This window comes from Bacillus nitratireducens, from assembly GCF_036320425.1.
Taxonomy (GTDB): domain Bacteria; phylum Bacillota; class Bacilli; order Bacillales; family Bacillaceae_G; genus Bacillus_A; species Bacillus_A nitratireducens.
Window position 1 is genome coordinate 424,964 of record NZ_JAUMJO010000001.1, and the last position, 26,172, is coordinate 451,135.

Genomic DNA, 26,172 nt, shown 5'->3' on the forward strand with positions numbered 1-26,172 from the left:
ATAAAGAAAAACAACTTAAAAACATATACAAGTTATGAGGAGATGAAAAAATTATGTTAAAAGGTAAAATAGCATTAGTTACAGGAGCAAGCCGAGGAATTGGACGTGCTATCGCAAAACGGTTAGCAAACGACGGTGCATTAGTTGCTGTTCATTATGGAAATCGAAAAGAAGATGCTGAAGAAACTGTTCATGAAATTCAATCAAATGGCGGATCAGCTTTTTCTATCGGTGCAAATCTTGAATCTTTACACGGTGTGGATAACCTATATATTTCTCTAGATAACGAACTACAAAAAAGAACTGGTGGAACACAATTTGATATTTTAATAAACAACGCTGGAATCGGTCCTGGTGCTTTTATTGAAGAAACGACTGAACAATTTTTTGATAGAATGGTTTCAGTAAATGCAAAAGCACCATTCTTTATCATTCAACAAGCACTACCACGTTTACGTGATAATAGCCGAATTATTAATATTTCATCAGCTGCCACCCGCATTTCTTTGCCTGATTTCGTTGCATATAGTATGACGAAAGGTGCCATTAACACGATGACTTTCACGCTTGCAAAACAACTCGGAGCACGAGGAATAACAGTAAATGCAATACTTCCAGGCTTTATTAAAACAGATATGAATGCAGAACTATTGAGCGACCCAATGATGAAACAGTACGCTACTACTATTTCCGCCTTCAATCGCTTAGGTGGAGTAGAAGATATTGCCGATACCGCTGCTTTTCTTACTTCTCCAGACAGCCGCTGGGTTACTGGACAATTAATTGATGTGAGCGGAGGATCTTGTTTATAAAAAACATATATTTTCAAATCTTTTTTATTGCGCAATAAAACATTTTATATAATACTGTATAAAACATATACATTTAGGAGGATTACAGCAATGTCCGAAAAAACATACGAACTCGCAACCTTCGCAGGTGGTTGCTTTTGGTGCATGGTAAAACCATTTGATGAACTTCCTGGTATTCATAAAGTACTTTCTGGCTATGCAGGTGGTCATGTAGAAAACCCAACATACGAACAAGTAAAGACTGGAACATCTGGACATTTAGAAGTTGTACAAATTACATTCGATCCTTCTATTTTTCCTTATCAAAAATTACTAGATTTATATTGGCCACAAATCGATCCAACTGATGATGGCGGACAATTTTTTGACCGTGGTCCCTCTTACCGCACAGCAATTTTTTATCACAATGAAACACAAAAAGAGCTTGCAGAAAAATCGAAGCAAACTCTAGCAGGAAGCGGTATGTTTAAAGAGCCAATCGTAACTGAAATTCGCCTGGCTGCACCTTTTTATGAGGCTGAAGAATACCATCAACATTTCTATAAAAAGAACCCAGAGAAATATGCTACTGAGCAAAAAGAATCTGGCCGTAAAGACTTTATAAAAGAAAATTGGCAAAAAAAATAATAAAAATGCATCGTGCTTTCTATTCAAAGTGCGATGCGTTTTTATCTTTGAAAAAAGTACCATACAATGATGAGAACAACCGCTGTTAATGTCCAAAGTGCTATTTCATTTTTCACTCTACTCTTTTTCTTAGTCATTTCCTCTCCTCCTAATAGCAATACAACGTATTCAAGATTTCCTCTGTTTAATTGTCCACCTTATATACGTGAATACATCCTTACAAATTCTTATAACAAGACCACCGATGATTCCGATTGCAATTGAAATTACTAACGTCTGTCCAAAACTAAAAGATTTTGTATATGTTATGTAGAAAACAATACACACAAGTAAAATATCTGGTAAAGAAAATAAAAGCTTTTTATACAATTCTTCACCTCTCCTATGCTTTATTTATAAATCATATCCTCTACTGTAGATTTAAAAAATTCCATTTAGACACTCATTTTACGGAAAAAGAATAAGAACCTCTTTTAAAAAGGGATTCTTATCTACATATCCTATTCCATAATTACTCCTAAACTAGAATAATATTACTAGTGATTTATTATAAATTAACTATTTACCAGGCAATCGGATGCTGCGCCAACTACCTACATCGCATTGACCGTATGTATTATCACCTACTGCTACCACCGTGCCATCTAATTTAAGTCCAACCGTATGCGCACAACCAGCCGCTATCGCTACAATATCACGCCAATCACTTACATTACATTGGCCATACTCATTCCAACCTACTGCCGCCACAGTACCATCTGATTTCAGAGCAATTGTATGATTACTCCCTACCGCTATCGCCACAATATCGCGCCAATCGCTTACATCACATTGCCCCCGTTTATTATTACCCACAGCCGTCACCATACCGTCAGATGTAATACCAACTGTATGAAGATATCCCGCCGCTATCGCCACAATATCACGCCAGCTACTTACATTGCATTGGCCATATCGATTATTACCCACAGTCGTCACCGTTCCGTCCAATTTAAGACCGACTGTATGCCAGTCACCCACCGCGACCGCCACAATATCACGCCAGCTAATTATATTACATTCTCCTTCTTTATTTCGGCCCACTGCTATCACCGTGCCATCCGGTTTAAGGCCAATGGTACGGCGCCACCCCGCCGCAACCGATACAATATTATGCCAATCATTTACATCACATTGGTCATGATTATTCCAACCCACTGCAACCGCAGTACTGTCACATTTAAGAGCGATTGTATGAGCATTACCCGTGTTCGTCGCCATATGAACATTGCCCGCTGCGACCGATACAATATCACGCCAGCTACTTACATTGCATTCTCCTTCTTTATTTCGGCCCACTGCTACCACCGTGCCATTCGATTTAAGAGCAACGGTATGACCACGACCCGCTGCTATCGTATTTTTAGGCCACCTTTTCACTTTTAACACCTCTTCTTTCGGTGAAATGTAATTCATGTTTTACCTCCTTGCATATAAGCATCTGTATCCAAATAGATATTTTCATCAAATTTCATTATAAATGAACTAACTTTTTTATAAATCTACATCTCCAAAGGAACCTATTACTTCTTCTTCAAAAAATAAAAACCTCCAGTTTAAATACTAGAGGTCTTCTATTTTTATTTCTTTAGTCTCTCAATAAAATCCTGTAACTTATCAAGCGATTTCATATTATGATTACAAGCTACACCATCTTTGCAAATATAGTTTCCCTTTCTAACGAAAGTTCCTGGTACATCACCTTTAATTTCAACTAAAAACATTCCTACTTCTTCATGCCCATGACATAATGAACAAATGCTTTTTTTATTTAAACTTTGAAATGTTCCTTGCAGACCAACAAACTTATTTTTATCATTTTTCGCTATAATAAATTTCCTGCTTGATCCCTTGTCAATCCAGCTTAAATAAGTTAATTCTTTCATATCCAGTTCTTCCATATCAGGAAGTTTTAACTTTTTCGCCTTAGGAAATAATTTCTTTAACGTTTGTGCTGTAACTTCCTGAAACGGAATGACATACGGATTTATTTTCATTAAAAACGATTCTGCATCTTCTCTATTTTGAACTGTTAATACCGTATCAATTAACTCTTTCTGTTCATCCGTTAAATTCTCAAATACATGTATTATCTTTTCAATCGCAAGTGATTTTAACGCTTGAATTACACCTCTATCATTTGCCGTTGCATGCCCATTTGCTAAAATATAAGCTTGTGACTTTATAAAATTATATTGATCACTTCTAATAAAAGCTTCCATCTTTATCACTCCATACAAATTGTTGATCTAGTCTTATTGTATACAATGATTCAGCTTTTTGATATGTAAAAGATAACTTAGAAATGAACATTACATACTCCGATTATTTTCTACCGATTCATTTCCTGACAAAAGAATCCTTCATCTGTTTTCCATTCCGCATATAGTACATCCTCAAATTTAGTAATCCCTTTTTGCTTTATTTGCTTATACAGCCACCCTTCATCAAAGCCTGCTTCCCTTAAATTATCCTTCACTACTTTTCCGTCACTAATTAATGAAATGGGTAAGTATACAGGCTTATGTTTTAAACTTAAATCATTTATAGTGGGAGTTTCATATTTACTTTTTTTCAGAACACTTATGTTTCCGTTAGGTTCCAAAATCATATACTCAACTTCCCGGATTGAAAAAATATCTTTTTGCTGCCGTAGCATTTGCTGTAATTGGTTTATGTCCAAATGATTTGAACTTAGTTGTTCCCGGTCAATATATCCATTACGGATAATGATTGACGGAGAGCCTTCAAAAAAACTTCTCGTCCCTCTAAATTTTTGCGTTATTACTTCTATTGTATAAATTAACACTACCCATACAAGTACTGCATATAAAATAGACCATACTTTTATTTCCGGATCATATATAGTATTTCCTACTAATTCTCCAAGGACAATGGCCGAAATAAAATCAAATGGCGTTAACTGAGATATTTGTGTCTTCCCTAATATTTTAGTAGCAATCAATAGCACAAAAAAACCAAAAATCAATTCTATTGTTATTTGTCCAAGATGATTCATATAGGTTCACCTTTCTGTCATATGAAACATAACGTTTTCATTTCCCATCCACGCCCCAATACTATACAATTACGATTCATTTTTGCTATTATCATGCCCACTCATACTAAAAATATCGAATCCAATTTTGTAATGAACCTATAAAAAAGAGTCTGATTCAAAATAACATATGAATCAGACTCTTTTTTATAATTTATTTGGAATACACTATCTTTTTAATCGTTTCTCCAGAAAGAAAATATTCTTCTGCTAATTGATGAATTGCAATTCCACTTTTAAAAGCGTCTTTAATTGCTTTATTTCTTTCATCTAGTTGTTTTCTTCCGCCAGATCGTGTACCCCATTTATAATGTTTTGTTTCTTGTTTTGGAATGTAAATTGTTTCACCTTGTATATACTTTTGAATTTCAGCAATTAAACTCTCTGGTAAAACGGCCTTAGCTTTTACGTATTTCATTTCTGCTCGCCCCTTATTTTTTATGGTTCATTTCAATAAGGTGCAAAGCCAAATATAAAAAATGATACAAGCTCATCTTGGCGATTAATTGTATATTACTTGTCTACCTCACGCAAAGTATCGCCATTTCCATACTTGGCTTTGCATGAGACGTTGCAGTGTCTGGCAATTGAATTGTAATCGCCATATAAACACCTCCTAATATACCTTTTGCATTTTATTATATGACAAATTCCTTCCCCTTGCATCCACATCCTTTTTAAAGCACGAAATTACTTAGTTTGATATAATACTTTTTAGTCCAATCAAAAAGTATAGTGAGGTTGCGTTATGAAGAAGAAAATAATCATTACAATCGTTACATTATTCATTATTACTATAGCATTATTCGGAACATACAAATTGATGAACGCAAGAAGTTTTCAATTGTTTGGAGATTTAACAAACCGAGTAGAAACAAATGAAAAAGTGATTGCTTTAACTTTTGATGATGGCCCTACTAACAATGTAAAACAAATATTACCGCTACTAGATAAATACAGTGCAAAAGCTACTTTCTTTTTAATCGGAAATGAATTAGAGAACAACCTATCGTTAGGAGAAACTATCGTACACTCTGGGCACCAAATTGGAAACCATACATATTCTCATAACAGAATGGTTTTTAAAACACCTTCTTTTATTAAAGAAGAAATAGAAAAAACGAATTCATTAATCCGCCAAACAGGATTTACAGGCGAAATTGATTTTAGACCACCAAACGGTAAAAAGCTAATTGGTCTGCCATATTATTTAAATAAAAACAATATCGAAACAATCACATGGGACCTTGAACCTGATACTTTTTATAAATCTGCGGCCGATAAAATTGAATATGTTGCTAAAAACGTAAAACCAGGTTCTATCATTTTACTGCACTCTATGTATGATGAGTCTAATGAAAATTTACAAACGATTGAAGGTATTTTAGACTCTTTATCTAAGAAGGGCTATCAATTTGTAACAGTAAATGAGCTGCAAAAAAGAGCAAAGTAAAAAGGTAGCGTATCATACCACGATACGCTACCTTTCTTTTTATATAATTCCAAGTACATTTAGGAATACGATAATAATCGCAATTGGTGCAATATAGCGAAGTAAGAATAACCATAATACGAATAATTTATAGCCTTTATTTTTACTTACACCAAGCTCTTTCATTAATACATCTTTCTTCATTTTTAAAGGAACAAAGATAGAAACTAATAAAACACCAAGTGGCATTAGTATGTTACTAACCGCATAATCTGCTAAATCAAAAATTGTTTTTCCAAATGGTTTCACATCGCTTAACAAACCGAATGATAATGCTGATGGCACCCCAACAACAAAGATTAATAATCCTACGATTAAGGCCATTTTTTCACGTTTCCCTTTACCTTTTGCAGTTAAAGATGCAACGCTAATTTCTAACATCGAAATTGCTGATGTAATAGTAGCAAAGAAGAATAGTAATAAGAAAACAATGAAGAATAATTTCCCGAACGCCATTTTACTGAAAATAGCTGGTAGTACGATAAATAATAGTCCAGGTCCTTGAGATGGTTCCATTCCAAATGCGAATACAACTGGGAAAATTGCTAGTCCTGCAAGTAATGTAATCACAAGTGTTAAAGCTACGATAGAAAATGCTGAACGCGGTAAACTTTCTTCTTTCGGTAAGTACGAGCTATACGTTACCATAACGGCTACACCAACAGATAGTGAGAAGAACGATTGTCCCATTGCATATAAAATAATTTCTGACGTTACGTTTGAGAAATCAGGTTGTAAGAAGAAGCGAACACCTTCTCCAGCACCGTCTAATGTAAGTGCACGAACAATTAATACAAAGAATAAAACGAATAATGCTGGCATGAAATATTTATTTACTTTTTCAACACCATTTTGCACACCTTTACTTACGATAAAAATAGTAATAAGGATGAATAATAGCTGTGATCCAACTGCTAAATATGGATTGGAAATGATTTCACCAAACGTAGCTTCGTATGCACCATTGCCTTCCCATAGTCTACCTGTAATTGCATTCCATAAATATAATATAATCCAACCCCCTACAACGCTGTAGAAAGAAAGTAGTATGAAACAAGTTACAATCCCTAATTTACCTAACCAAGGCCATAGTGTTTTTGGTGCGATTTCTCTATATGCATCAACAGCCTCTTTTTGTGTACTTCTCCCGATAACGAATTCAGCTAATAATAGCGGTAAACCAATTAATAATGTGAAACCGATGAAAATAAGGAAGAACGCGCCGCCCCCTCCAATTCCGGCCATATACGGGAACTTCCAAATCGCTCCAAGACCAATCGCTGAACCTGCTGCAGCTAATACGAAACCTAATTTCGATGTCCATTGCTGTGAATTCATTTGTTAATCTCCTCTCTTTATCTTTATCTTTTTCTGTTTTACAATCCGGTATTTATATTGTTCTATCCATACTCTTTTCTAATACGTTCACTTCCTCCCTAATAATAAAAAACGCCCCTACGTAAATACGTAGGGACGACAAAAATATCGCGGTACCACCCTAGTTATGAAGATACAACAAAAGTAAGACCTAAATAAAAAACGTCCCTACGCAAATACGTAGGGACGATAAAATATCGCGGTACCACCCTAGTTATGAAGCCACAACAAAGTTAGGACCTAAATAAAAAACGTCCCTACGTAAATACGTAGGGACGATAAATATCGCGGTACCACCCTAGTTGTGAAACAATCTTCACCACTTTATTTGATAACGGTATAAACTACCGTCTTTCATTTCCTCATAATGTGAGATTTATGAAAGATGCTCCAGGACGAACTTCATGAATAATCTATATACTGATTCACACCAACCATCAGCTCTCTGAAATAGGGAGATTTTCACTACTATACCCTTTCATTGCCCAAATATTATTTTCCGAATTGATTACTATCATTTTTATCACACATTAAAATTAGTGTCAACTTATATTTTGAATTTTTATGTATTATATTCTATTTAAAAATTCAAAATATGACTTTTGTATGAATAGTATTAGAACATTTATGGTTTATACTGTATTAACTTCTCTAGCAGGTTTATAGTAGTATACGATGAATGCAAGACAGCACGAGTAGGAGGAAAGGATTTTGTCCACTTCAAAAGTTTTAAAAGGCACTGCTTTATTAAGTGGTGCAACAATGATTTCACGAATTTTAGGTTTTATATACTTCTTTCCTTTTCAATTATTAGTTGGAACGCAAGGGGTCGCTTTATACGGATATGCATACTCTTGGTACGGTATTTTATTAAGCTTTTCAACAGCTGGTATTCCTATTGCCGTCTCCAAATTTGTTGCAAAACATAATGCGCTTGGTGATTATAGTACAAGTAAAAAATTATACAACTCTAGCGTAAAATTGATGTTGTTTATGGGCTTTTTAGGATTTTTAATTTTATTTATTGGAGCACCGTACATATCACAATTTATTATTCGCTCGAAAACGCCAGATCCACAATTTATCGCCGACGTGACACTTACAATGCGAGCATTAAGCTTCGCGCTTATTATCGTACCAGCTATGAGTGTTACACGTGGTTATTTCCAAGGTTTTCAACATATGAAACCAAGTGCTGTTTCTCAAGTTGTGGAACAAATCGCACGCGTTGTTTTCATTTTAGTTGGTAGTTTTATCGTCTCAAAACTATTAGGTGGTTCAGTAGCTTCTTCTGTTGCGGTTGCTACGTTTGGTGCTGTTATCGGGGCACTTGCCAGCGTCTCTATTTTAATGATGTACTGGAAAAAATATAATGGATTAAAACCTCCTGAAGGTGAATTAAAGTCAAGGGCATCCGAGATTCCATTAAAAAATATTTATATAGAATTACTTCGATATGCAATCCCAATTGTATTTGTCGGTATTGCAATTCCGCTCTATACATTAGTAGATCAATATACTGTAGCTGATGTACTTAGAGCGATGGGAGAGCCTTTAGAAACCGCGAATGCAGTTTTCGCTTATATAACGAACTATGCACAAAAGTTAATTATGATTCCCGCTTCACTTGCAACCGGATTCTCATTAACGATCATTCCAGCTATAACGAAATCATTTACAAGCGGGAAACTAGATGAATTACAAGGACAAATTTCAAAAATATTTCAAGTATTATTATTCTTCACTATCCCAGCAGCATTCGGTTTAGCTAGTATCGCTTACGATGCATTCCGCATGGTTTATGTAAATCCTGAAATTGCACTTGGTGGATCACAATATTTAATTTCATTTGCACCTTCTGCTGTATTAAGTGCGATTTTCACAGTTTCAGCTGCTATATTACAAGGAATTGATTATCAAAGAAAAACAATGATTGCATTCTCAGTCGGTATTCTCGTTAAAATTGTGGTGAACACACCGCTCTTACATTTATTCGGTGGACATGGTGCTGTGCTTGGAACAATTCTTGGCTATCTCGTTTCAAATATTATTATGTTGTACTGCATCGTTAAATTTGCGAAATTTAAAATTGGCGAAACAGCAAAAACAGTATTTCTTATTACGATTTATTCCGCGGCAATGTCTGCTGTTGTAATCGCATTAAGAGCATTTATAAGTTGGATTATTCCTGGCCAATCTTATATAGAATCATTAATTATTGTGTTTATATGCGCCGTAGCAGGAGGACTTGTTTATCTTTTATTCGTACTAACGAGTGGACTTGCTTCGCATATTCTCGGTGATCGTATTCAACGTTTACCTGTATTAGGAAAGTTAGTAAAATAAAAAAACAAGAGATGTAACGCGTTGTTACATCTCTTGTTTTTTACTTCGCATATTGAATGCGCTTTTGTTGTTCAGCAATATTTAATTCTGGAGCATATTGTTCTACTAAATGTAATACCTCTTCGATCAACACTTCTAACTCCTGTACACTATACTCCGGTTTCCCTATTAACGTATTCGCCATACGCTCATATAGATTTTCAGGTTTGATATTCATACGCTCTACATTATAAGCCATCCATTTAAATGCAGGGTGATGTACATACAGTTTATTCAAACCAAATAAAACACCGAATAAATCTCTTTGTACTTCACAAATAACATCGTAAAGCATAAGCCAATCCTTTCGTGTTAAAAGAGCCTCTCGATTATGCCAACGATTGCTTAACCAAAGATTTTCTGAAATCATCCTTTTCGCCAATTCTTCTGGATATACTTCAATCCTATCTTTTAGAGCATGTACTTTTACTTCTCCATACAAACTCACACCATCATGAACCGATGATACAATACATTGTTTCTCATAATTTATATCATACTGCTCTACAACTTCTGAAATAATCTTTTCTACTGTCAATGTTAAAAAGTTACTAATCTCTAGCTTAATTCCTTCTTTCGTCAAATACGTTTCCGACCATTCTTCATCCTCATAGGGATGATATGACAAAATCGTTCCACCAATATTGTTAATTGGACCTAGACGCTCTTCATCCTCTGGTGGTTCTGACCATAAAATATGTAATTCAATATCTGAATGTTCATCTTCTAACTTTCTCGCTACAGATCCTGCTAAAATAATAGCTTCGACTTTCTTGTTTTGCCTATAAATCTCCGACATCTCTATCGCTTTCTCTTTTAATCCCATTGCATTTCCCCCTAAAGCTGCAGTATTCCCCTTACTTTTCATTTATCTATTTCGATATTAAACATTACATTACCTTTTCAAATTCCTACTAAATCATATTTCTACCCAATAACGCTGAACAATTTCGCCAGAATTAGAAGAAACTACTTCATTTTCTAGCACACCGCCAACCTTTTGTATTGTTTTAGCAGAACCAATATTTTCTTTATCACAAGTTATTAACACTTTCTTCAACCCTAAGTTTTGCGCCTCAGCCAATGAAAGTTGCAGTTGCTTCGTAGCGTAACCTTGGCGACGTTTATTCGGATGGACACTATAACCGATATGACCGCTTTCCAGTAATAATTCTGGATTTAATCGATGTCTAATATTCACAAAACCTATAAGTTCTCCTTTTTCAAAACTTAAAAATTGGCTAGACGGTACTCGATTAGCCAGTAAACTTTCTCCTAATTCTTGTTTACTCACTTTTTCAAACCATTCATCGAGAGAATCAAAATTTTGTAGAGAACTGCTGCCGTGTGGTTGTTCTCCTGATTGTAAAAACGCATGTCTATATGCCATAATTTCCCCACTATATTCATGTATTGGCTTTAATAGTTTCATTGTCATTCTCCCCTCTTAATAACCAAAAACAAACACCTTAATAGCTCTATTTCGCTATTAAGGTGTTTCTATCAATTTCATTCAAATAATCCCATACTCAAATAACGCTCACCTGTATCAGGTGCAATACATAAAACTTTTTTACCAGCGCCTAATCGTTTCGCTATCATAATTGCTGCGTAAACAGAAGCTCCTGAAGATGGCCCTACTAATAAGCCTTCTTGTCTTGCTAAATTTCTCATTGTCGTTAATGCCTCTTCATCTGCAATTTGAATAATTTCGTTATACACTTCTGTATTTAAGTTTTTTGGAATAAAACCAGGACTTGTTCCTACTAGTTTATGAGGGCCTGGAACACCGCCAGATAACACTGGTGATCCTTTCGGTTCTACTACTGCAATATATAAGTTTGGTAGTTTCTCTTTTAATGTTTCACCGGTCCCTGTAATTGTTCCACCCGTTCCCGCCGTTGCTACAAATGCATCAAGCTCTCCATCCATTTGTTCATAAATTTCAAGTGCAGTCGTATAACGATGTATATTCGGGTTTGCTGGATTTTCAAATTGCTGCGGAATAAAACTATTTGGAATTTCTTTTTGTAACGCTACCGCCTTCGCAATCGCTCCTGGCATTCTTTGTTCTGCTGGTGTTAAAACTACTTCTGCGCCGTATGCTTTCAATAAATTAATACGCTCTTTGGACATATTATCTGGCATAATTAAAATCGCTTTATATCCTTTAGCAGCTGCATTCATCGCTAACCCAATTCCTGTATTTCCACTTGTCGGTTCAATAATTGTATCACCAGGTTTTATAAGTCCCTTTTCCTCAGCGGCATGAAGTAAATTATAAGCTGCACGATCTTTCACACTGCGTGACGGATTAAACATTTCCAGTTTTACATACACATCCGCTGCGTCCTCTGGAATAAATTTAGATAATCGGACGACAGGTGTATCTCCTATTAATTCTGTAACGTTTTCACATAATTTCATAGCGCATCCCCTATTCTATCGTTTTCTTATCATTCGGCAGTAACCATGAAGTAAGTCCAATTAATGGTAAACAACTACATAATAGCATAATAAATTGAAGGCTATACATATCAGCTAATTTTCCAAGGACTACAGCACCTAATGCTCCAAGACCAAACGCAAGGCCAACAATCAATCCTGATACCATCCCTACTTTTCCAGGAACAAGCTCTTGTGCATATACAACAATTACACTAAAACTACTTGAACTAATAAAACCAATACATAAAAATAATGGTACAACCCACACGAGTGAAACGTGAGGTAGTAAAAGTGCAAGCGGCGCTGAACCGAGCATTGAAAATACAATTATCTTTTTCTTACCGAATTTATCTGCTAACGGACCACCAAAGAAAGTACCTAATACACCAGCAATCATAAAAGCAAAGACGAAATACTGTGCGTTTTTTATAGATAATCCATAATGCTCTATTAAATAAAATTGATAGAAATTCCCGATACCAGCACCGTACCAAGAACGTACAAATGTTAGAAAAACAAGAAGTATAATAACAAATTTAATATGTGTACTTACAATTGCATTTTCCGCCTCAAGTGCAGCCCTCTTTTTCCTCCTTACAGCACCAGTGGCTAATTCATTTTTATACCAATTTGATACAAAAATTAGTAATACAATTCCTACTGCTGCAAAGGCTGTAAAACCTAAAGAACCAATTTGACCAAGCGGGACGAAAATTAATGCTGTAAAAATAGGTGCTAGAGAATTCCCTGTGTTTCCTCCCACTTGATAAATCGCTTGTGCTAAACCACGTTTGGCACCTGCCGCCATATAAGCAACGCGGGCACCTTCTGGATGAAAGACTGCGGAACCTAATCCAATAAATAAAACAGAAATAATAACAATAATAAAATTCGGGGCAAACGCGAGCCCAATCATCCCAAGCATGCTCGAAAACATACCGAGTGGTAATAAAAATGGTGACGGCTTCTTATCTGAATACATACCAAAAACCGGTTGCATAATCGATGAAGTCATATTTAACGCGAACGCTATCCACCCTACTTGCATGTAGGATAAATTCATCGTTTTTTCCAAAATAGGAAACAACGCCGGCACAACTGCTTGCATCGAATCATTCAAAAAATGTCCGAAACTAATCGCAAATAATATTCGATATATCGTCGGTGTTTCCGCTGCACTTTTTTGTGAAACTGCCTGCATATACGAATCTCTCCTTCCCGTACAAAATATATATTTATTACAGTAAGTGTAATAAATTCTGAGTTTTGAAACATTTCTATTCTATACTGGTTTCATTTCTTTTTCCAGAAATATCACTTCATAAATATTAAATTTTCCCTATCTGTTTTATCAGATTTATTTATATGAACTCTCTGTACTTTCTTTTATACTAAGTTAGGACGACGGGAAGGCTTGCAATTATGAAGAAAAAGACGACCCTAAAACATATTAGGATCGCCTTTTTTATTAAATAGCAAAACGCTTATACTTCTCATAATCACTCGTCTTACATTCTAGTGCAATTTTCGTACCTTCGTTTTCATAACTCGTAGATAAAACGTGCGCATGATTGTTGAAATACGAAACTACCTGTCCTTGATCATATGGAATTAACATTTCACACTTCGTATACTCTTTATAAATGTGTGAGCGAACTAATTCTACAAGCTCTTCAATTCCAACATGTTTCTTCGCAGATAGATACACGCGATCTTCTTGCACTTTCGGAATTTCAACATCTACCATATCTGATTTGTTGTATGCATAAATCGTCGGGATATTTTCCACGCCAATTTTCTTTAACGTTTCATTTGTAATATCAATTAATTGCTCATAATTGGGATTTGAATAATCTACAACGTGAATGAGTAAATCTGCTTCCGCCACTTCCTCTAGCGTTGAACGGAATGCTTTCACAAGATGATGCGGTAATTTACTTACAAATCCAACAGTATCCGTTAATAAAAATGATTTATTATCCGGCAAATCAATATTTCGTACAGATGTCTCTAACGTCGCAAATAACATATCTTTTTCAAATACTTGTTTTTCTACAGTACCATTAAAAATTTCAAGCATTGTATTCATTATTGTTGATTTACCTGCATTCGTATATCCTACTAATGACACAACTGGCATTTCATTTTTCTTACGTTGTTTACGCTGCGTTTGACGCTGTGCAACAAGTGCCTCTAATTCTTTATTTAGAGCCGCAATTTGTTCTTCAATTTTACGACGGTCTAATTCCAACTTCTTCTCACCGACACCTTTATTTTTCGTGCCAACTCCCCCGCTCTGTCTTCCTAACGATTCACGAAGACCGATTAAACGAGGCATCATGTACTGAAGATGGGCCACTTCTACTTGTAACTGCGCTTCTTTCGTTTTCGCACGTTGCGCAAAGATATCTAAAATTAAAATGGTACGATCAATTACTTTACAATCTAAATCCTCTTCTAAATTTCGAATTTGTGAAGGAGATAATTCGTCATTAAAGATGACCATATTTGCATCTGCTTCTTTCACATACGCTGCTACTTCTTCAATCTTCCCTTTTCCAATATAATGCGACGGATTTACTCGTTGTAAATTTTGCGTCACTTGACCGATTACTTCCACATCACAAGCTTCCGTAAGATTTGCTAACTCTTCCATCGAATATGCAAAATCAGCTTCATTACCTAAATTTACTCCAACTAATATTGCTCTTTGTAATAATTCTTCCATATATTTATTCCTCCATTTCGATTACGCAAAATAAAAAACACAGGTCACTGCCTGTGTTTTCGTAAACGGATAAGGGTTCACCAAAGAAATAGAAGAAAGCAGTGCTTTCATTCTATAACATGGTCAAAAAGTCCCAAGATAGTATACGTATCCAACAAGTGTTCACCTATACTATCCCATTCTATTTATAAAGGCAAAACAAAAAGAGGGCGTATTCGTCCCTCCCTCTTTTTCACATATAAGCTTAATAAAAAGGGTTCCTTTAAAATAGGCAGACCAATCCCGTTCACTCTGTACACAGACAGAGCCTTTGAGCGCTATTCAATTATTGGCACAAAGTATTGAGACGTAATCTGATTAAGATCAAAGGAAGCCCCTCCGTTCATTTTAAGTTACATAAAGTGTAGCATAAGTAATTCGCTTTCACAAGATTAAACCACCCATAGAAACAGAAAGAAAATCTTTGTATTTTTACTTTAATCGTCATTTTTTGCGCGTTCTTCTTACAATAAAAATCACAAGAGCTACTATCAGTAACAGGCCTATAGAAATGGTAACAACTTGCCACCAACTTAAACCACTCACCATTTCGTCTTTTAAATCGACTTTCTTCGTCGGAACAGCTTCCTTCGCAATATGACTTAACGTATTTCTCTCCATCTCTGCCTCATCTAATCTCTTCGTTCCACTGCACATAGATGTCTCTAATTTTCCCTCCCCTCTATAAGAAGAAAAAACTAAATACTCTCCTCCCTCTGCAAAACGAAATGCACAGCTACTTACATTTGTATATATAATAACTTGCGAAGAACTTGTCCCTTTCCAAATTTTCTTCACTTCAAATAATGTTTTCATTCTTCCGTCCTTCTCTTGAACTTCTAATACATTACCTTCAAACACTACATCATTATTTTGTAACCTTTCTTCTGGTGATGCTTTCGTACAATCACAAGCATAAGACTTCTCTGGTAAAATAAAATAAGTAAAGCTACAAATTAAAACAAGAGACAATACATATACGATTCTTTTCAAGAATCTCAAACCCTTCATTATCAATTTTAGAAGCTTTCCGTATATTATTTGGACATCACTCCTCAAACCCCTTTCTGTTCATTAAAATATATTGATTTTATTAAACAGAAAATCTTTATTGACATTTTTATAACCTGATATTAGTATCAGGTTATAAAAACAAGTTAGGAGATGTTCTTATGAATTCTCAATCTCGTATTACTGCAATTGGTACTTATGTTCCAGATCAAATATTATCTAATAATGATTTAGAAAAGATGATCGATACGAATGATGAATGGATTGTGCAAAGAACAGGAATGAAGGAAAGAAGGATTGCTAACAAAGAAGAATACTCCTCACACTTAGCCATTAAAGCAATCGAAAATTTGTGTACAACATATAAGAAAAACTTAGAAGATATTGACTGTATCATCGTCGCTACAACTACTGCTGACTATGTTTTCCCTAGTGTTGCTTGCCAAATACAACAATACTTCAACATACCTCATACACTAGCTTTTGATTTAAATGCGACTTGCGCTGGTTTCACATACGGACTGCATGTCGGTAATAGCTTAATCACTTCTGGATCACATGAAAAAGTACTCGTCATAGCGACAGAGACATTATCTAAAGTTACTGATTACACCGATAGAACGACCTGTATTTTGTTCGGTGATGGCGCTGGAGCTATTTTATTAGAAAGAGATGAAAATAAACCAAGCTTTATCGCTGCTCACATGGGAACAAATGGTGCTGGTGGCATTCATCTATACAGAACAAACTTATCTACTACTATGAATGGCACACCACTGCAAACAAATGAAAAAATCGTTCAAAACGGAAGAGAAGTATATAAATGGGCAACACGCACAGTGCCAGCAGGTATAAAAGAACTATTACATACCACAAATATGCAAATAGATGATATAGACTGGTTCGTACCACACAGTGTTAACTTACGGATGATTGAATCTATTTGCGAGAAAACTGAAATTCCAATTCAAAAAACTTTAACCAGCGTAAAATACATGGGCAATACATCTTCAGCTTCCATTCCACTCGCTTTAGATTTAGCTAGAAAAGAAGGGAAATTACATAACGGAGATACACTTTTACTGTACGGTTTTGGCGGTGGTCTTACGCATTTAGGGCTTATTGTGGAGTGGGGTTTAGACTAACACTTTTTATACAGCTAACATTACGGTAAATGAAATTATATAAACGATTCCAGTTAAACTATTAGTTAATCACAAAAAGCGGCATTCAAGGATTTATTAGCTCCCTTTGAACGCCGCTTCTTTCATTTAAATTTTATTTACCTGTCCGAGACCATATCACAATTGGAATAAGCAGTAAGGCTACAGCCCCTCCCGCTAATGATAATGCCGCATAACTGGAATTAGCTACTACCATTCCTGACATCGCTCCACCTGAAGCTCCGGCTAACGCAATAAAAACATCTATTTTCCCTTGTGTTTTAGCACGTGTAGAAGGAGTTGTGGAGTCAACGATTTGAGCTGTACCACTAATCAATCCAAGGTTCCACCCTAATCCAAGTAAAGAAAGAGCAACAATTAATAATAGTAAAGAATCACTCGGTGCTATCGCAGCTATGACACCCGCTGCAAGTAAAATCATCCCACCAGCTATACTCATCGTAGTACGGCCAATTTTATCAATTAACATTCCTGTAACAAGCGATGGAAGGTACATTGCCCCTACGTGGAATCCAATGACTAGCCCTACTTCACTTAGTCCATGACCATGGTGTCCCATATGTACTGGCGTCATAGTCATAATCGCAACCATCACTATTTGAGTAAGTATCATTACGATTGCTCCAACAGTAACACCACGTTTATTTTCTATCATTTCTTCTGTTACTGGTTGCCCTTTATATGTATGTTCTTGTTTATATGTTTCTATTATGTTAGCGATAATTAACGGGTCTGGACGAAGCATAACAAAAAGAACAAGACCCGCAAGTATAAATGCCGCTGCTGATAATATGAACGGACCAGCAAGGTTAGGAATTCCAATTGAATCAGCAAAATTCCCCATTACACCTACTAAATTTGGACCAGCTACCGCACCAAAAGTCGTCATAACCATCGTAATACTAATAGCAGTTGCTCGCTGCTTCTTATCTGCTAAATCGGTACCAGCATAACGAGCTTGTAGATTCGTCGCTGTACCTGCACCGTATATGAGTAAAGAAACTAGTAAAAGAATAATACTATTTGTTAACGCAGCCAATACAACTCCAATAGCCCCTAGTCCCCCTACTATAAACCCTGTTGCAAGTCCTATTCGGCGACCATATTTCTGCGATAACTTCCCCACAAAGAAAGCCGCTACCGCAGATCCCATTGTAAACATAGCAGCCGGTAATCCTGCATATGCATCTGTCCCAAGCATTTGCTGCGCAAGAAGTGCACCTACTGTAATTCCAGCAGCTAACCCCGCTCCGCCAAACATTTGTGAAATACTTACGATTAGTAACGTTCGTTTATATAATTTTTGTTGCTCTTCTTCTGTATACATATGGTTACTTATTGAAGCATCCGCCTTACCTAGCATTTTCTCACCCACTTAATAAAATTCATTACTCTTGTTAATGTACTATGTTTAACGTTACATATTCAATGTCATTTTTCATCCGTCGCTTTAATTATTAAAAAATCTCTAACTATACTTTACTTATCTCATGCTATATTAAAAATACTACTATTCACAATATACAAGGAGAAAACAATGAAAAAAACATTAGAATTATGCGAAGCTTGCAAACATAATCCAGTACAGCAAATAGAAGAATCTGATGAAGCAAATCAACCTTATAAATTATGTAGCCAATGTCATGAACGTCTTATCTCATTATCTTTACATCCAAATGAATGGTACAATCTTGCAATCGTTCATTCACCTTATAAGTATTATTTGCACGACGATTTTTATGAAGGAGATGGTGAGGCGACGCAACCAGAATTAGAGATGGATGAGCACAAACTTACACCCGCGCCTACTTTAGAAGAAGTTCGCTCAAACTTTAAAAACTTACTTGATTACACAATGACTCGATGGTTTCTTCAAGAAGAAGAAATTGAAGCTCTTAATATGTACGATAAAAGCGAAATATTAGATGCTGTTATGAACCGCTTTTCTAACACGATAAATGGCGTAATTAAAACTCGATTACTCGAGATTGTTATATGTGTATTAGGAGAAAATGCCTCTGATTGGATAAGAAAACTGTGGAAGGAATTTGATGAAGATTTAATTGCACCTCTTTCACACGCTGCCGCTTACTGTTTACCATTTGAAGAAGCATTTCCTTTAGTAATAGAAAAGCTAAAATCAGTATTAGAGAGGGAGCTTCCGACCACATCCTTCATTTGTCTACATTCTTTTCAATCCTCAGCAACATTAGATTGGATAGAGGAAAACGCAGTATCATTTCATAGCGATTGGGGACGATTAGCTGCAGTATCACAACTAACTTGGACACGCATTAAATCTTGGCTAACAAAAGGACAACCATTAAGTTTAATAGCACTGAATGCAATGATAAACTGTATCCCTTCAAATGAAGATATAATACATGAAATGAATCCCACAATTTTATTAACAGATCCGTCAGAAATAGAGTCTATTTTAATAGCATACAAAGAAAAAGACAGTGTTTCTAATGTTAAAACAAGTATTGAAACTATTTTAGAAAACAAAACGGTAATATTTCAATATGCGAATCCTTTACAAATATCTATCAAGAAGAAACCAAAAGACTTTTTAGTTATGGATGGCACCGTACAAATTCATGAAAACAGACTGGATGAATACGTAGAATTCATTCATACAAACAACTATACCCAAGTTTACATTAATGACCTTAGGTATAGTATGGAGCACCTTGATTTTCTAGAACGCTGTCCGCAAATCGAAGCGCTACAAATTAATAGTACCTATATTACCGATTATTCAGCTTTATATAAATTAAAAAACTTAAACTCTTTATCACTAGAAGAACCACAAGTCTCTTTAAACTTAACAGCACTAGAAAGCTTTAAAAATATAGAGGAGCTTTACATACAGTGGAATAAAAACATTACAGGGTTCGAATCTTGTTCTAACTTAAAAGAACTATACATTTGGAAATACAAACCGAAACAAAAAAACCTTGAAGAATTAATGTCTTTACAAAACCTTGAAAAACTAAGAATTACACAAGGGAACATTAACTCATTAAAAGGATGTAGAGCATTTCCTAAATTAAAACATTTAGAAATCAATTATGTAAGAAATTTAGAACATATTGATGAAATCGAAAACAATGCTTCAACTTTAAAATACGTCGAATTCGATCATTGCAGTAAAATTAAAAATCACGACTATTTGCGTTATTTAACAGAGTTAGAAACGCTCATTCTATCAAGTTGTGGTAACATACAAAATCTACAATTCATTAAAGAACTACCAAAGTTAAAACATTTAAGCTTCGTGGATTCTAAAGTTGTAGATGGTAATTTAGAACCTTGCATCGGCATAGATTTTGTTGGTTTTAATAATAAGAGGCATTACAGTCATAAGTTTAACGAATTAAACCCAGATTTTTCTTTACACTTCCTCTACCACTCTTTCCCTTCTCTTTTTACTCAAAGCCTTGCCTTCCCAAAATAACAAACTTACTAAAGCACAAATTAAAATAACTGGAACACTCGCTTTATATAAATCAGTAAAACTCATAGCCATCTTATTTTTGGCATACCGACTTACATCTTTTGAAAATGCAAGTACTTCTTTCTTTATACTCTCCTCTTGTTTTTCAACTTCTTTTGTTACTTGATTCGTAATTTCTTCTCTTTTTATATCTCTATATTCTACTGGAACGCCACTTAATACTTCATCCACTTTTTGGTGAATTAGTTCGTCTTTTTTCTCTTTACTTAATCCCACCAATGTTTCATTTTGTTTCTTTTCTACATTTGTTTCTATACTTTGTTTCTCTATTTTTTCTTTTGTTACCTGTAATATCTCAGCTTGCTGAGCACTATTCACATGAATATTACGCACTTTTTCTTCTGCATAACGATATACATTCTCTTTATTTAAAGATAAGTTGTGAGTTAAATTAGATACAAATATTGCAACCGCTAATACAATCCCTACTTGCCGCAACATTGATACAACACTTTGAGAAGCAGTTAATAATTCTCCTTCAAACGAAGATGCACTTAAAACTGTAATTGGTCCCACTACTAAACCATATCCAACACCTAATATCATACACGGAATAATAATTTCTATATTTGTTGAATTGACGTCAATCATTTGCAACCAATAGTAGGATAGGCCCATAACAAGAAACCCTGACAAAATAATAGTTACTTTTCCAAGCTTTTTAATTAAAGTTGCTGCAACAGGTGAGATAAAAAATATCATCGCTGAAATAGGTGTCACTAGAAAAGCAGCTTCAATTTCCGTTCGGTGCTGTATTTTTGTCAAAAAAGTTGGAAGCAATACAGTAACGCCAATTAAGAATAAATTACTTAATATAACAACGATAGACGCTCCGACAAACATTCGATCTTTAAATAAATTTAAATTCACCATTGGATTATGAATCTTTCGTTCCACTAAAACAAATAGAATAAGAGAAATAGTGCTAATTGCATAACAAGACAAAGCAATATTACTTTGCCATCCCCATGTATTACCTTTTACTAGTATGAGAGTAAAAGAGAAAATCGCTGAACTACTTAATATAAGCCCAATCCAATCAATTTTTGAGATAATACGTTCTTCATTTTTTATTTGTAGCATAATACAGCATAAAATGATTCCAAGAATACAAATCGGAACATTGACGAAGAACACCCATCTCCATCCTACATTTTGTGTAATAATTCCGCCTATTACCGGACCAAGTGCAGCTGACAATCCTTGCGTTACTCCTAAAATAGCAAGTGCAACATGCCTCTTTGCTAACGGCATAGCTGATACACCAATTACCATACTTGTCGGAAATAAAATTGCTGCTCCAACACTTTGTATAAAACGAGAAAAAATAAGGAAGTCACCTGTATTAGCAAAAGCACAAAGCACTGATCCACCACCAAAAATAATTAAACCGAGAATATACACCTTTGCTTTCCCAAAAATATCAGCTATCCGTCCTAGCGGGATTGCGAGTACTGCAATCGTCATTGTATAAACATTTAATATCCAAGACATCTTCTCTAATGAAGTATTTACACTCGATTGTATTGCTGGTAAAGCTATATTCATAATCGTTGTATCAATCATACAAAGAAAAATACCTAAGCACATTAAAAAGACAATCTTAATACCCTTTGACTGCTCCATGTTAATCTACCCCTTTATTTATTGTGAACGTGTTTTTCATTCTTCCGTTTTATTGTTTTCTTTTGCTTCTAATTGCTGTAACTTCCTCTTCAACATCTCTACTTGTGCACTATATGATGCAATACCTACATCGAGCGAAATTTCTTCAACGAAAGTAATACCTTCTCTCCATTTTTCATATTTCAAACGAAGATCCGCAATGTACGCTTCTTTCCTTTCAATTTCGTCTTCAATCCATTTTTTTATCGTCCTATCATCACTATAATTACCAAAATACATCCTCATTAAAAAATCTGAACGTAAAACGTCTTTCTCTACATCCGTTTGCATGTATTTATAAAACTCTTCACGCCCTTCATCTGTAATAAAGTACATTTTCTTATTCGGTTTCCCTTCTTGCATGACAATTTCTTTTTTAATTTTCCCCTCCTTTTCCAATTGTCGTAACGTTGGATAAATCATTCCAAAGCTTCCATCAAAAAAGTAAGTAAATACATCCTCAAACACAATTTTAATGTCATAACCAGACAATTCTTTTTCCATTAATAAACCTAAAACAACATCTCTTCCCTTCAAAATAAGACCCCCACACAGTATATAATCAATAATCATATTAACATTGTTAATATGATTATTGATTATATACCTTATTCTGTAAATTGTAAAATGTTTCTAACTAAAAAAGCTGTCTTGTAATTTGGTAAAACCAAATTACAAGACAGCTTCCCTTCATATTTCCTATACATACCTTTTTACTATTTGACTCCTGCATCTTGCACAGATTTAATTTCCTTTTTCTTACCTTCTTTTATTTCATAATAATACGAAGGTAATTCTATATTATGTTCTAAGAAATAATCTTCAATTAATGAAATAATCACTTTCAATGTTTTCAAACGAGCGTATAATTTATCATTACTCGCAATAATATTCCATTTCGCATTCGGTTTATTTGTGTTTTCAAACATGTCTTCCATTGCTTCTACATACTCATCCCATTTTTCACGATTACGCCAGTCTTCGTCTGTAATTTTCCATCTTTTAAGAGGATTGTTCTCTCTTTCTGTAAATCTCTTTAACTGTTCGTCTTTACTAATATGATAGAAAAACTTTCCTATTATATAATGATCATCAGTTAATAGTTTTTCGAAATCATTAATTTCACCATACGCTCTCGTCCACTCTTCTTTTGTAGCAAAACCTTCAACACGTTCAACTAATACACGCCCATACCATGAACGGTCGAATATAGTAATTTGCCCATATTGAGGTAGTTTCCGCCAAAAACGTTGTAAATAATGATACCTTTTTTCATGAGGAGCAGGCGCGCCAATTGGATTTACTTGGAATCCACGCGGGTCAAGATGTTCAGTCAATCGCTTAATTGCTCCGCCTTTACCTGCTGCATCCCACCCTTCCATAACGAGCATAACAGCGATTTTTTCTTCTTTTAAAATTTGCTGTAGTGCTAATAAGCGCATTTGATATTTTTCAAGTTTCTTATTGTACTTGGATTTTGATTCAATTCTTTTCGTTAAATCTACATTGACAAGATATCCATTTTCCATAAATCAAATCCCCCTTGTTGTAAGACAATGCTATTTTAACATATTATTGGTAATTTTTTCACATTAGAAAAAACTGTGTAGAAAAATCTCTACACAGCTTCCTTCTCTAATTGCACATCTACTTCAATATTCTCATTTTTATTTTTCACAGCTTTCATAAAGAATACAGCAGTTAAAATAACTGTAATAACCGCACCTACAATATACGATGTATTTAGCGGAATATTAAAACCAATTTTTGCATTTAAAATGTAAATTACAGTCATGAGTGTCATAAATATCGCTGGAATTAAGGAAACAACATACGGTTTCCCTTTTATGAATAAATACATCGTTCCAATCCATAACGCAATGGCTGCAGTCGATTGGTTAGCCCAAGAGAAATATCTCCATAATAGTGTAAAGTCAATTTTCGTTAAACCATATGCAATAACAAATAATGGAGTCGCAATAATTAAGCGATTTTTTAATTTTGTTTGATTGAAGTGGAAGTAATCCTCAATAATAGAACGTGCCGCACGGAATGCTGTATCTCCAGATGTAATTGGTAATACAATGACACCAAGAACAGCTATTGTGCCACCCACAGCACCTAACATCGTCTTCGAGATTTCACTTACAACCGCAGCTGGTGTACCCGATTTAATTAGCTCATTTAATTCACCGTAAGAGAAAATACTCATTGCCGCAGCTGCCCAGATCATTGCAATTATCGCTTCTGCAATCATCATACCGAAAAATACATAACGGCCATGTTTCTCCGTTTGAAGTGTACGTGAAATAATTGGTGATTGTGTTGCGTGGAATCCTGATAAGGCACCACACGTAATCGTCAACATTAATAATGGGAAAATAGGTGCATTGTCTGGATGCATATTTTCAAACGTTAGCTCTGGAATCGGAGAGCCTTTTATTATCATCATTCCCCCTATGCCAATAGCACTTATTAGCAATAATGCACCTAATACCGGATAAATTTTACCTATAATTTTATCAATCGGTAAGATAGTCGATAAAATATAATATATGAAAATTACAGATAAAATAATAGTTATTGATACTTTCCCTTGCAATACGATATCAAGTAATGATGCTGGTGTTGTTATAAACACCGTTCCTACTAATACTAAAAGTAAAAGTGAAAAGATATTTACAATATGTCTCATTGCATTTCCTAAAAATTTCCCTGCTAATTCAGGAATATGCGCCCCTTTATTTCGAATAGAAATCATCCCTGTAAGATAATCATGAACAGCCCCTGCAAAAATCGCTCCGATAACGATCCAAACAAATGCAACTGGACCATATAAAGCACCTAATATTGGTCCGAATATAGGACCAGTACCTGCAATATTAAGTAATTGAATCATAGAATTCTTTCGCCTATCCATAGGTACATAATCTATCCCATCTTGATTCACATAAGCTGGTGTCTTTCTTGAATAATTTACTCCAAATATCTTTTCAATAAACTTTCCATATGTAAAATAACCGATTATCAATACGACGATTGATACTAAAAATGTAATCACGTCTATCCCCTCCCCTTCAGAAAGCATTTTCTTATTTCTATATAAGAAATCGCTTTCAATTTATTCTAGCATATTTAACTATATTAAATAAATTATTTATACGGAATTTTTAGTATATTCTTTTTATAAGATAAAAAACAGCCTCTCTTATTTACAATGCCACCTTACATTATATGGTATATTTTTTCCCAAAGAGAAGATAATAACCAATAAATCCATTAAAGAATGGGAGCTCTCTAAAGATGAAACGAAAAATATTTTCCCTCTTTGCACTAATCTGTTTAGCACTACCAATACAAGCTAGTGCATACACATTTCAATCACTACCAATTGCGTCAAAGTCTAAACAGTGGTATATCGAAATTGACAAATCTCATAACTCAAACAAGCAAGCAGTACAGCCAAAACACGGTGTATATGATACGTATAGTTTATTCGTAAAAAACATCGGTAATGATGTCTCAAATGTATCAGTGGAAATACTTGATAACACACCTACATCTAAAGCTACTTTTAATCCTAATACATCAAATAACAACGTTTCAAAAAGTCATACAAGCTTTGACTACATGGTATTCCCATTAGACTTTAATAGCCATAATTTTAAAGTCGTCATTACTTGGGAAGAAAAAAAATTCTCTTACAACGGCCATCCAGTAAATGAGAGTAAAAAAATGAAACAAACATTTGTGTTTAATGAAGAGTAAGCCCTAATTTGATTAGGGC

General features: G+C 34.8%; 24 protein-coding genes and 1 other annotated feature. Of the genes, 7 read left to right on the top strand and 17 right to left on the bottom strand.

All coding sequences use genetic code 11. The annotated features are described in order from the left end of the window. Positions 1-53 precede the first annotated feature (53 nt). Both Q3V31_RS02250 and msrA read left to right on the top strand, forming a co-directional pair. Entirely contained in the window at positions 54-812 is a 759-nt protein-coding gene (locus Q3V31_RS02250; protein WP_329761905.1) for an SDR family oxidoreductase, read from the top strand. A gap of 90 nt (positions 813-902) precedes the next feature. Then, positions 903-1,439: a peptide-methionine (S)-S-oxide reductase MsrA gene (msrA, locus tag Q3V31_RS02255; RefSeq protein WP_329761906.1), complete on the top strand. Its 537-nt coding sequence runs from the start codon at positions 903-905 to the stop codon at positions 1,437-1,439. Positions 1,440-1,607: 168 nt separating this feature from the next. On the opposite strand, the gene Q3V31_RS02260 is transcribed toward msrA, so the two are convergent. The 5 genes from Q3V31_RS02260 to Q3V31_RS02280 form a co-directional block, all read right to left on the bottom strand. After that, positions 1,608-1,808 (bottom strand): hypothetical protein, encoded by a 201-nt coding sequence (locus Q3V31_RS02260; protein WP_000277145.1) that lies wholly within the window; start codon positions 1,806-1,808, stop codon positions 1,608-1,610. Between the two features lie 189 nt (positions 1,809-1,997). Beyond that, positions 1,998-2,894 carry an RCC1 domain-containing protein gene (locus Q3V31_RS02265; protein ID WP_329761907.1) on the bottom strand — a complete coding sequence of 299 codons (897 nt, stop codon included), beginning with the start codon at positions 2,892-2,894 and terminating at the stop codon, positions 1,998-2,000. Between the two features lie 164 nt (positions 2,895-3,058). Beyond that, entirely contained in the window at positions 3,059-3,700 is a 642-nt protein-coding gene (locus Q3V31_RS02270) for a FusB/FusC family EF-G-binding protein (protein WP_000387069.1), read from the bottom strand. A 110-nt stretch (positions 3,701-3,810) separates the two neighbouring features. Beyond that, on the bottom strand, positions 3,811-4,497 hold the full coding sequence (locus Q3V31_RS02275) for a DUF421 domain-containing protein (protein ID WP_016129120.1): 687 nt from the start codon (positions 4,495-4,497) through the stop codon (positions 3,811-3,813). 193 nt (positions 4,498-4,690) lie between these two features. Then, a complete protein-coding gene (locus tag Q3V31_RS02280; RefSeq protein WP_000878314.1) occupies positions 4,691-4,954 on the bottom strand; it encodes a CD3324 family protein in 264 nt (87 codons plus the stop codon). A gap of 330 nt (positions 4,955-5,284) precedes the next feature. Here Q3V31_RS02280 and Q3V31_RS02285 point away from each other — a divergent pair, with 330 nt between their 5' ends. Next, on the top strand, positions 5,285-5,989 hold the full coding sequence (locus Q3V31_RS02285; protein ID WP_097871820.1) for a polysaccharide deacetylase family protein: 705 nt from the start codon (positions 5,285-5,287) through the stop codon (positions 5,987-5,989). Between the two features lie 39 nt (positions 5,990-6,028). On the opposite strand, the gene Q3V31_RS02290 is transcribed toward Q3V31_RS02285, so the two are convergent. After that, positions 6,029-7,366 carry a sodium-dependent transporter gene (locus Q3V31_RS02290; protein WP_001088176.1) on the bottom strand — a complete coding sequence of 446 codons (1,338 nt, stop codon included), beginning with the start codon at positions 7,364-7,366 and terminating at the stop codon, positions 6,029-6,031. Positions 7,367-7,673: 307 nt separating this feature from the next. Continuing rightward, positions 7,674-7,896, bottom strand: a binding site (T-box leader). A 220-nt stretch (positions 7,897-8,116) separates the two neighbouring features. Here Q3V31_RS02290 and Q3V31_RS02295 point away from each other — a divergent pair. After that, a complete protein-coding gene (locus tag Q3V31_RS02295; protein WP_000107868.1) occupies positions 8,117-9,751 on the top strand; it encodes a putative polysaccharide biosynthesis protein in 1,635 nt (544 codons plus the stop codon). Positions 9,752-9,791: 40 nt separating this feature from the next. On the opposite strand, the gene Q3V31_RS02300 is transcribed toward Q3V31_RS02295, so the two are convergent. The 6 genes from Q3V31_RS02300 to Q3V31_RS02325 all read right to left on the bottom strand — a co-directional run bounded on the left by Q3V31_RS02300 (position 9,792) and on the right by Q3V31_RS02325 (position 15,998). Next, complete coding sequence (locus Q3V31_RS02300) at positions 9,792-10,616, bottom strand: DUF4037 domain-containing protein (protein ID WP_088007749.1); 825 nt, start codon at positions 10,614-10,616, stop codon at positions 9,792-9,794. Positions 10,617-10,709: 93 nt separating this feature from the next. Next, positions 10,710-11,222 (bottom strand): GNAT family N-acetyltransferase, encoded by a 513-nt coding sequence (locus Q3V31_RS02305; protein WP_097871817.1) that lies wholly within the window; start codon positions 11,220-11,222, stop codon positions 10,710-10,712. Positions 11,223-11,299: 77 nt separating this feature from the next. After that, positions 11,300-12,217, bottom strand: coding sequence for a cysteine synthase A (gene cysK / locus Q3V31_RS02310; RefSeq protein ID WP_000762258.1), 918 nt, complete (start codon positions 12,215-12,217; stop codon positions 11,300-11,302). Between the two features lie 10 nt (positions 12,218-12,227). After that, a complete protein-coding gene (locus Q3V31_RS02315; protein ID WP_001149436.1) occupies positions 12,228-13,439 on the bottom strand; it encodes an MFS transporter in 1,212 nt (403 codons plus the stop codon). A gap of 267 nt (positions 13,440-13,706) precedes the next feature. Beyond that, complete coding sequence (hflX, locus tag Q3V31_RS02320) at positions 13,707-14,966, bottom strand: GTPase HflX (protein WP_000391869.1); 1,260 nt, start codon at positions 14,964-14,966, stop codon at positions 13,707-13,709. A 483-nt stretch (positions 14,967-15,449) separates the two neighbouring features. Further along, complete coding sequence (locus Q3V31_RS02325) at positions 15,450-15,998, bottom strand: hypothetical protein (protein ID WP_016129116.1); 549 nt, start codon at positions 15,996-15,998, stop codon at positions 15,450-15,452. A 179-nt stretch (positions 15,999-16,177) separates the two neighbouring features. Here Q3V31_RS02325 and Q3V31_RS02330 point away from each other — a divergent pair, with 179 nt between their 5' ends. Beyond that, positions 16,178-17,161 (top strand): ketoacyl-ACP synthase III, encoded by a 984-nt coding sequence (locus Q3V31_RS02330; RefSeq protein ID WP_097871815.1) that lies wholly within the window; start codon positions 16,178-16,180, stop codon positions 17,159-17,161. Positions 17,162-17,294: 133 nt separating this feature from the next. Here Q3V31_RS02330 and Q3V31_RS02335 read toward each other — a convergent pair whose 3' ends face one another. After that, on the bottom strand, positions 17,295-18,563 hold the full coding sequence (locus Q3V31_RS02335) for an MFS transporter (RefSeq protein ID WP_016129114.1): 1,269 nt from the start codon (positions 18,561-18,563) through the stop codon (positions 17,295-17,297). 174 nt (positions 18,564-18,737) lie between these two features. On the opposite strand from Q3V31_RS02335, the gene Q3V31_RS02340 reads away from it, so the two are divergent. Further along, the gene (locus tag Q3V31_RS02340) at positions 18,738-20,660 is read left to right on the top strand and encodes a leucine-rich repeat domain-containing protein (protein ID WP_240514142.1); all 1,923 of its coding nucleotides are present in this window, start codon (positions 18,738-18,740) and stop codon (positions 20,658-20,660) included. Here Q3V31_RS02340 and Q3V31_RS02345 read toward each other — a convergent pair. The 4 genes from Q3V31_RS02345 to Q3V31_RS02360 all read right to left on the bottom strand — a co-directional run bounded on the left by Q3V31_RS02345 (position 20,598) and on the right by Q3V31_RS02360 (position 25,446). Continuing rightward, on the bottom strand, positions 20,598-22,346 hold the full coding sequence (locus Q3V31_RS02345) for an MFS transporter (RefSeq protein ID WP_097871813.1): 1,749 nt from the start codon (positions 22,344-22,346) through the stop codon (positions 20,598-20,600). The two genes, Q3V31_RS02340 and Q3V31_RS02345, sit on opposite strands and share 63 nt — an antisense overlap. A 36-nt stretch (positions 22,347-22,382) precedes the next feature. After that, the gene (locus Q3V31_RS02350; RefSeq protein WP_097871811.1) at positions 22,383-22,922 is read right to left on the bottom strand and encodes a PadR family transcriptional regulator; all 540 of its coding nucleotides are present in this window, start codon (positions 22,920-22,922) and stop codon (positions 22,383-22,385) included. 179 nt (positions 22,923-23,101) lie between these two features. Beyond that, positions 23,102-23,914, bottom strand: coding sequence for a polyphosphate kinase 2 family protein (locus tag Q3V31_RS02355; RefSeq protein WP_097871810.1), 813 nt, complete (start codon positions 23,912-23,914; stop codon positions 23,102-23,104). 89 nt (positions 23,915-24,003) lie between these two features. Further along, positions 24,004-25,446 carry a carbon starvation CstA family protein gene (locus Q3V31_RS02360; RefSeq protein WP_329761908.1) on the bottom strand — a complete coding sequence of 481 codons (1,443 nt, stop codon included), beginning with the start codon at positions 25,444-25,446 and terminating at the stop codon, positions 24,004-24,006. Between the two features lie 242 nt (positions 25,447-25,688). On the opposite strand from Q3V31_RS02360, the gene Q3V31_RS02365 reads away from it, so the two are divergent. Beyond that, on the top strand, positions 25,689-26,153 hold the full coding sequence (locus Q3V31_RS02365; protein ID WP_000823167.1) for a hypothetical protein: 465 nt from the start codon (positions 25,689-25,691) through the stop codon (positions 26,151-26,153). Positions 26,154-26,172: the final 19 nt, after the last annotated feature.

What these genes read in the sequence shown, in the direction of transcription:
- Q3V31_RS02275 (WP_016129120.1), bottom strand. Translation starts at nt 4,497, where the DNA reads ATGAATCATCTTGGACAAATAACAATAGAATTGATTTTTGGTTTTTTT.
- Q3V31_RS02280 (WP_000878314.1), bottom strand. Translation starts at nt 4,954, where the DNA reads ATGAAATACGTAAAAGCTAAGGCCGTTTTACCAGAGAGTTTAATTGCT.
- Q3V31_RS02285 (WP_097871820.1), top strand. Translation starts at nt 5,285, where the DNA reads ATGAAGAAGAAAATAATCATTACAATCGTTACATTATTCATTATTACT.
- Q3V31_RS02335 (WP_016129114.1), bottom strand. Translation starts at nt 18,563, where the DNA reads ATGCTAGGTAAGGCGGATGCTTCAATAAGTAACCATATGTATACAGAA.
- Q3V31_RS02315 (WP_001149436.1), bottom strand. Translation starts at nt 13,439, where the DNA reads ATGCAGGCAGTTTCACAAAAAAGTGCAGCGGAAACACCGACGATATAT.
- Q3V31_RS02270 (WP_000387069.1), bottom strand. Translation starts at nt 3,700, where the DNA reads ATGGAAGCTTTTATTAGAAGTGATCAATATAATTTTATAAAGTCACAA.
- hflX (WP_000391869.1), bottom strand. Translation starts at nt 14,966, where the DNA reads ATGGAAGAATTATTACAAAGAGCAATATTAGTTGGAGTAAATTTAGGT.
- cysK (WP_000762258.1), bottom strand. Translation starts at nt 12,217, where the DNA reads ATGAAATTATGTGAAAACGTTACAGAATTAATAGGAGATACACCTGTC.
- Q3V31_RS02265 (WP_329761907.1), bottom strand. Translation starts at nt 2,894, where the DNA reads ATGAATTACATTTCACCGAAAGAAGAGGTGTTAAAAGTGAAAAGGTGG.
- Q3V31_RS02340 (WP_240514142.1), top strand. Translation starts at nt 18,738, where the DNA reads ATGAAAAAAACATTAGAATTATGCGAAGCTTGCAAACATAATCCAGTA.
- Q3V31_RS02365 (WP_000823167.1), top strand. Translation starts at nt 25,689, where the DNA reads ATGAAACGAAAAATATTTTCCCTCTTTGCACTAATCTGTTTAGCACTA.
- Q3V31_RS02355 (WP_097871810.1), bottom strand. Translation starts at nt 23,914, where the DNA reads ATGGAAAATGGATATCTTGTCAATGTAGATTTAACGAAAAGAATTGAA.
- Q3V31_RS02300 (WP_088007749.1), bottom strand. Translation starts at nt 10,616, where the DNA reads ATGGGATTAAAAGAGAAAGCGATAGAGATGTCGGAGATTTATAGGCAA.
- Q3V31_RS02250 (WP_329761905.1), top strand. Translation starts at nt 54, where the DNA reads ATGTTAAAAGGTAAAATAGCATTAGTTACAGGAGCAAGCCGAGGAATT.
- Q3V31_RS02330 (WP_097871815.1), top strand. Translation starts at nt 16,178, where the DNA reads ATGAATTCTCAATCTCGTATTACTGCAATTGGTACTTATGTTCCAGAT.
- Q3V31_RS02345 (WP_097871813.1), bottom strand. Translation starts at nt 22,346, where the DNA reads ATGGAGCAGTCAAAGGGTATTAAGATTGTCTTTTTAATGTGCTTAGGT.
- Q3V31_RS02305 (WP_097871817.1), bottom strand. Translation starts at nt 11,222, where the DNA reads ATGAAACTATTAAAGCCAATACATGAATATAGTGGGGAAATTATGGCA.
- Q3V31_RS02290 (WP_001088176.1), bottom strand. Translation starts at nt 7,366, where the DNA reads ATGAATTCACAGCAATGGACATCGAAATTAGGTTTCGTATTAGCTGCA.
- msrA (WP_329761906.1), top strand. Translation starts at nt 903, where the DNA reads ATGTCCGAAAAAACATACGAACTCGCAACCTTCGCAGGTGGTTGCTTT.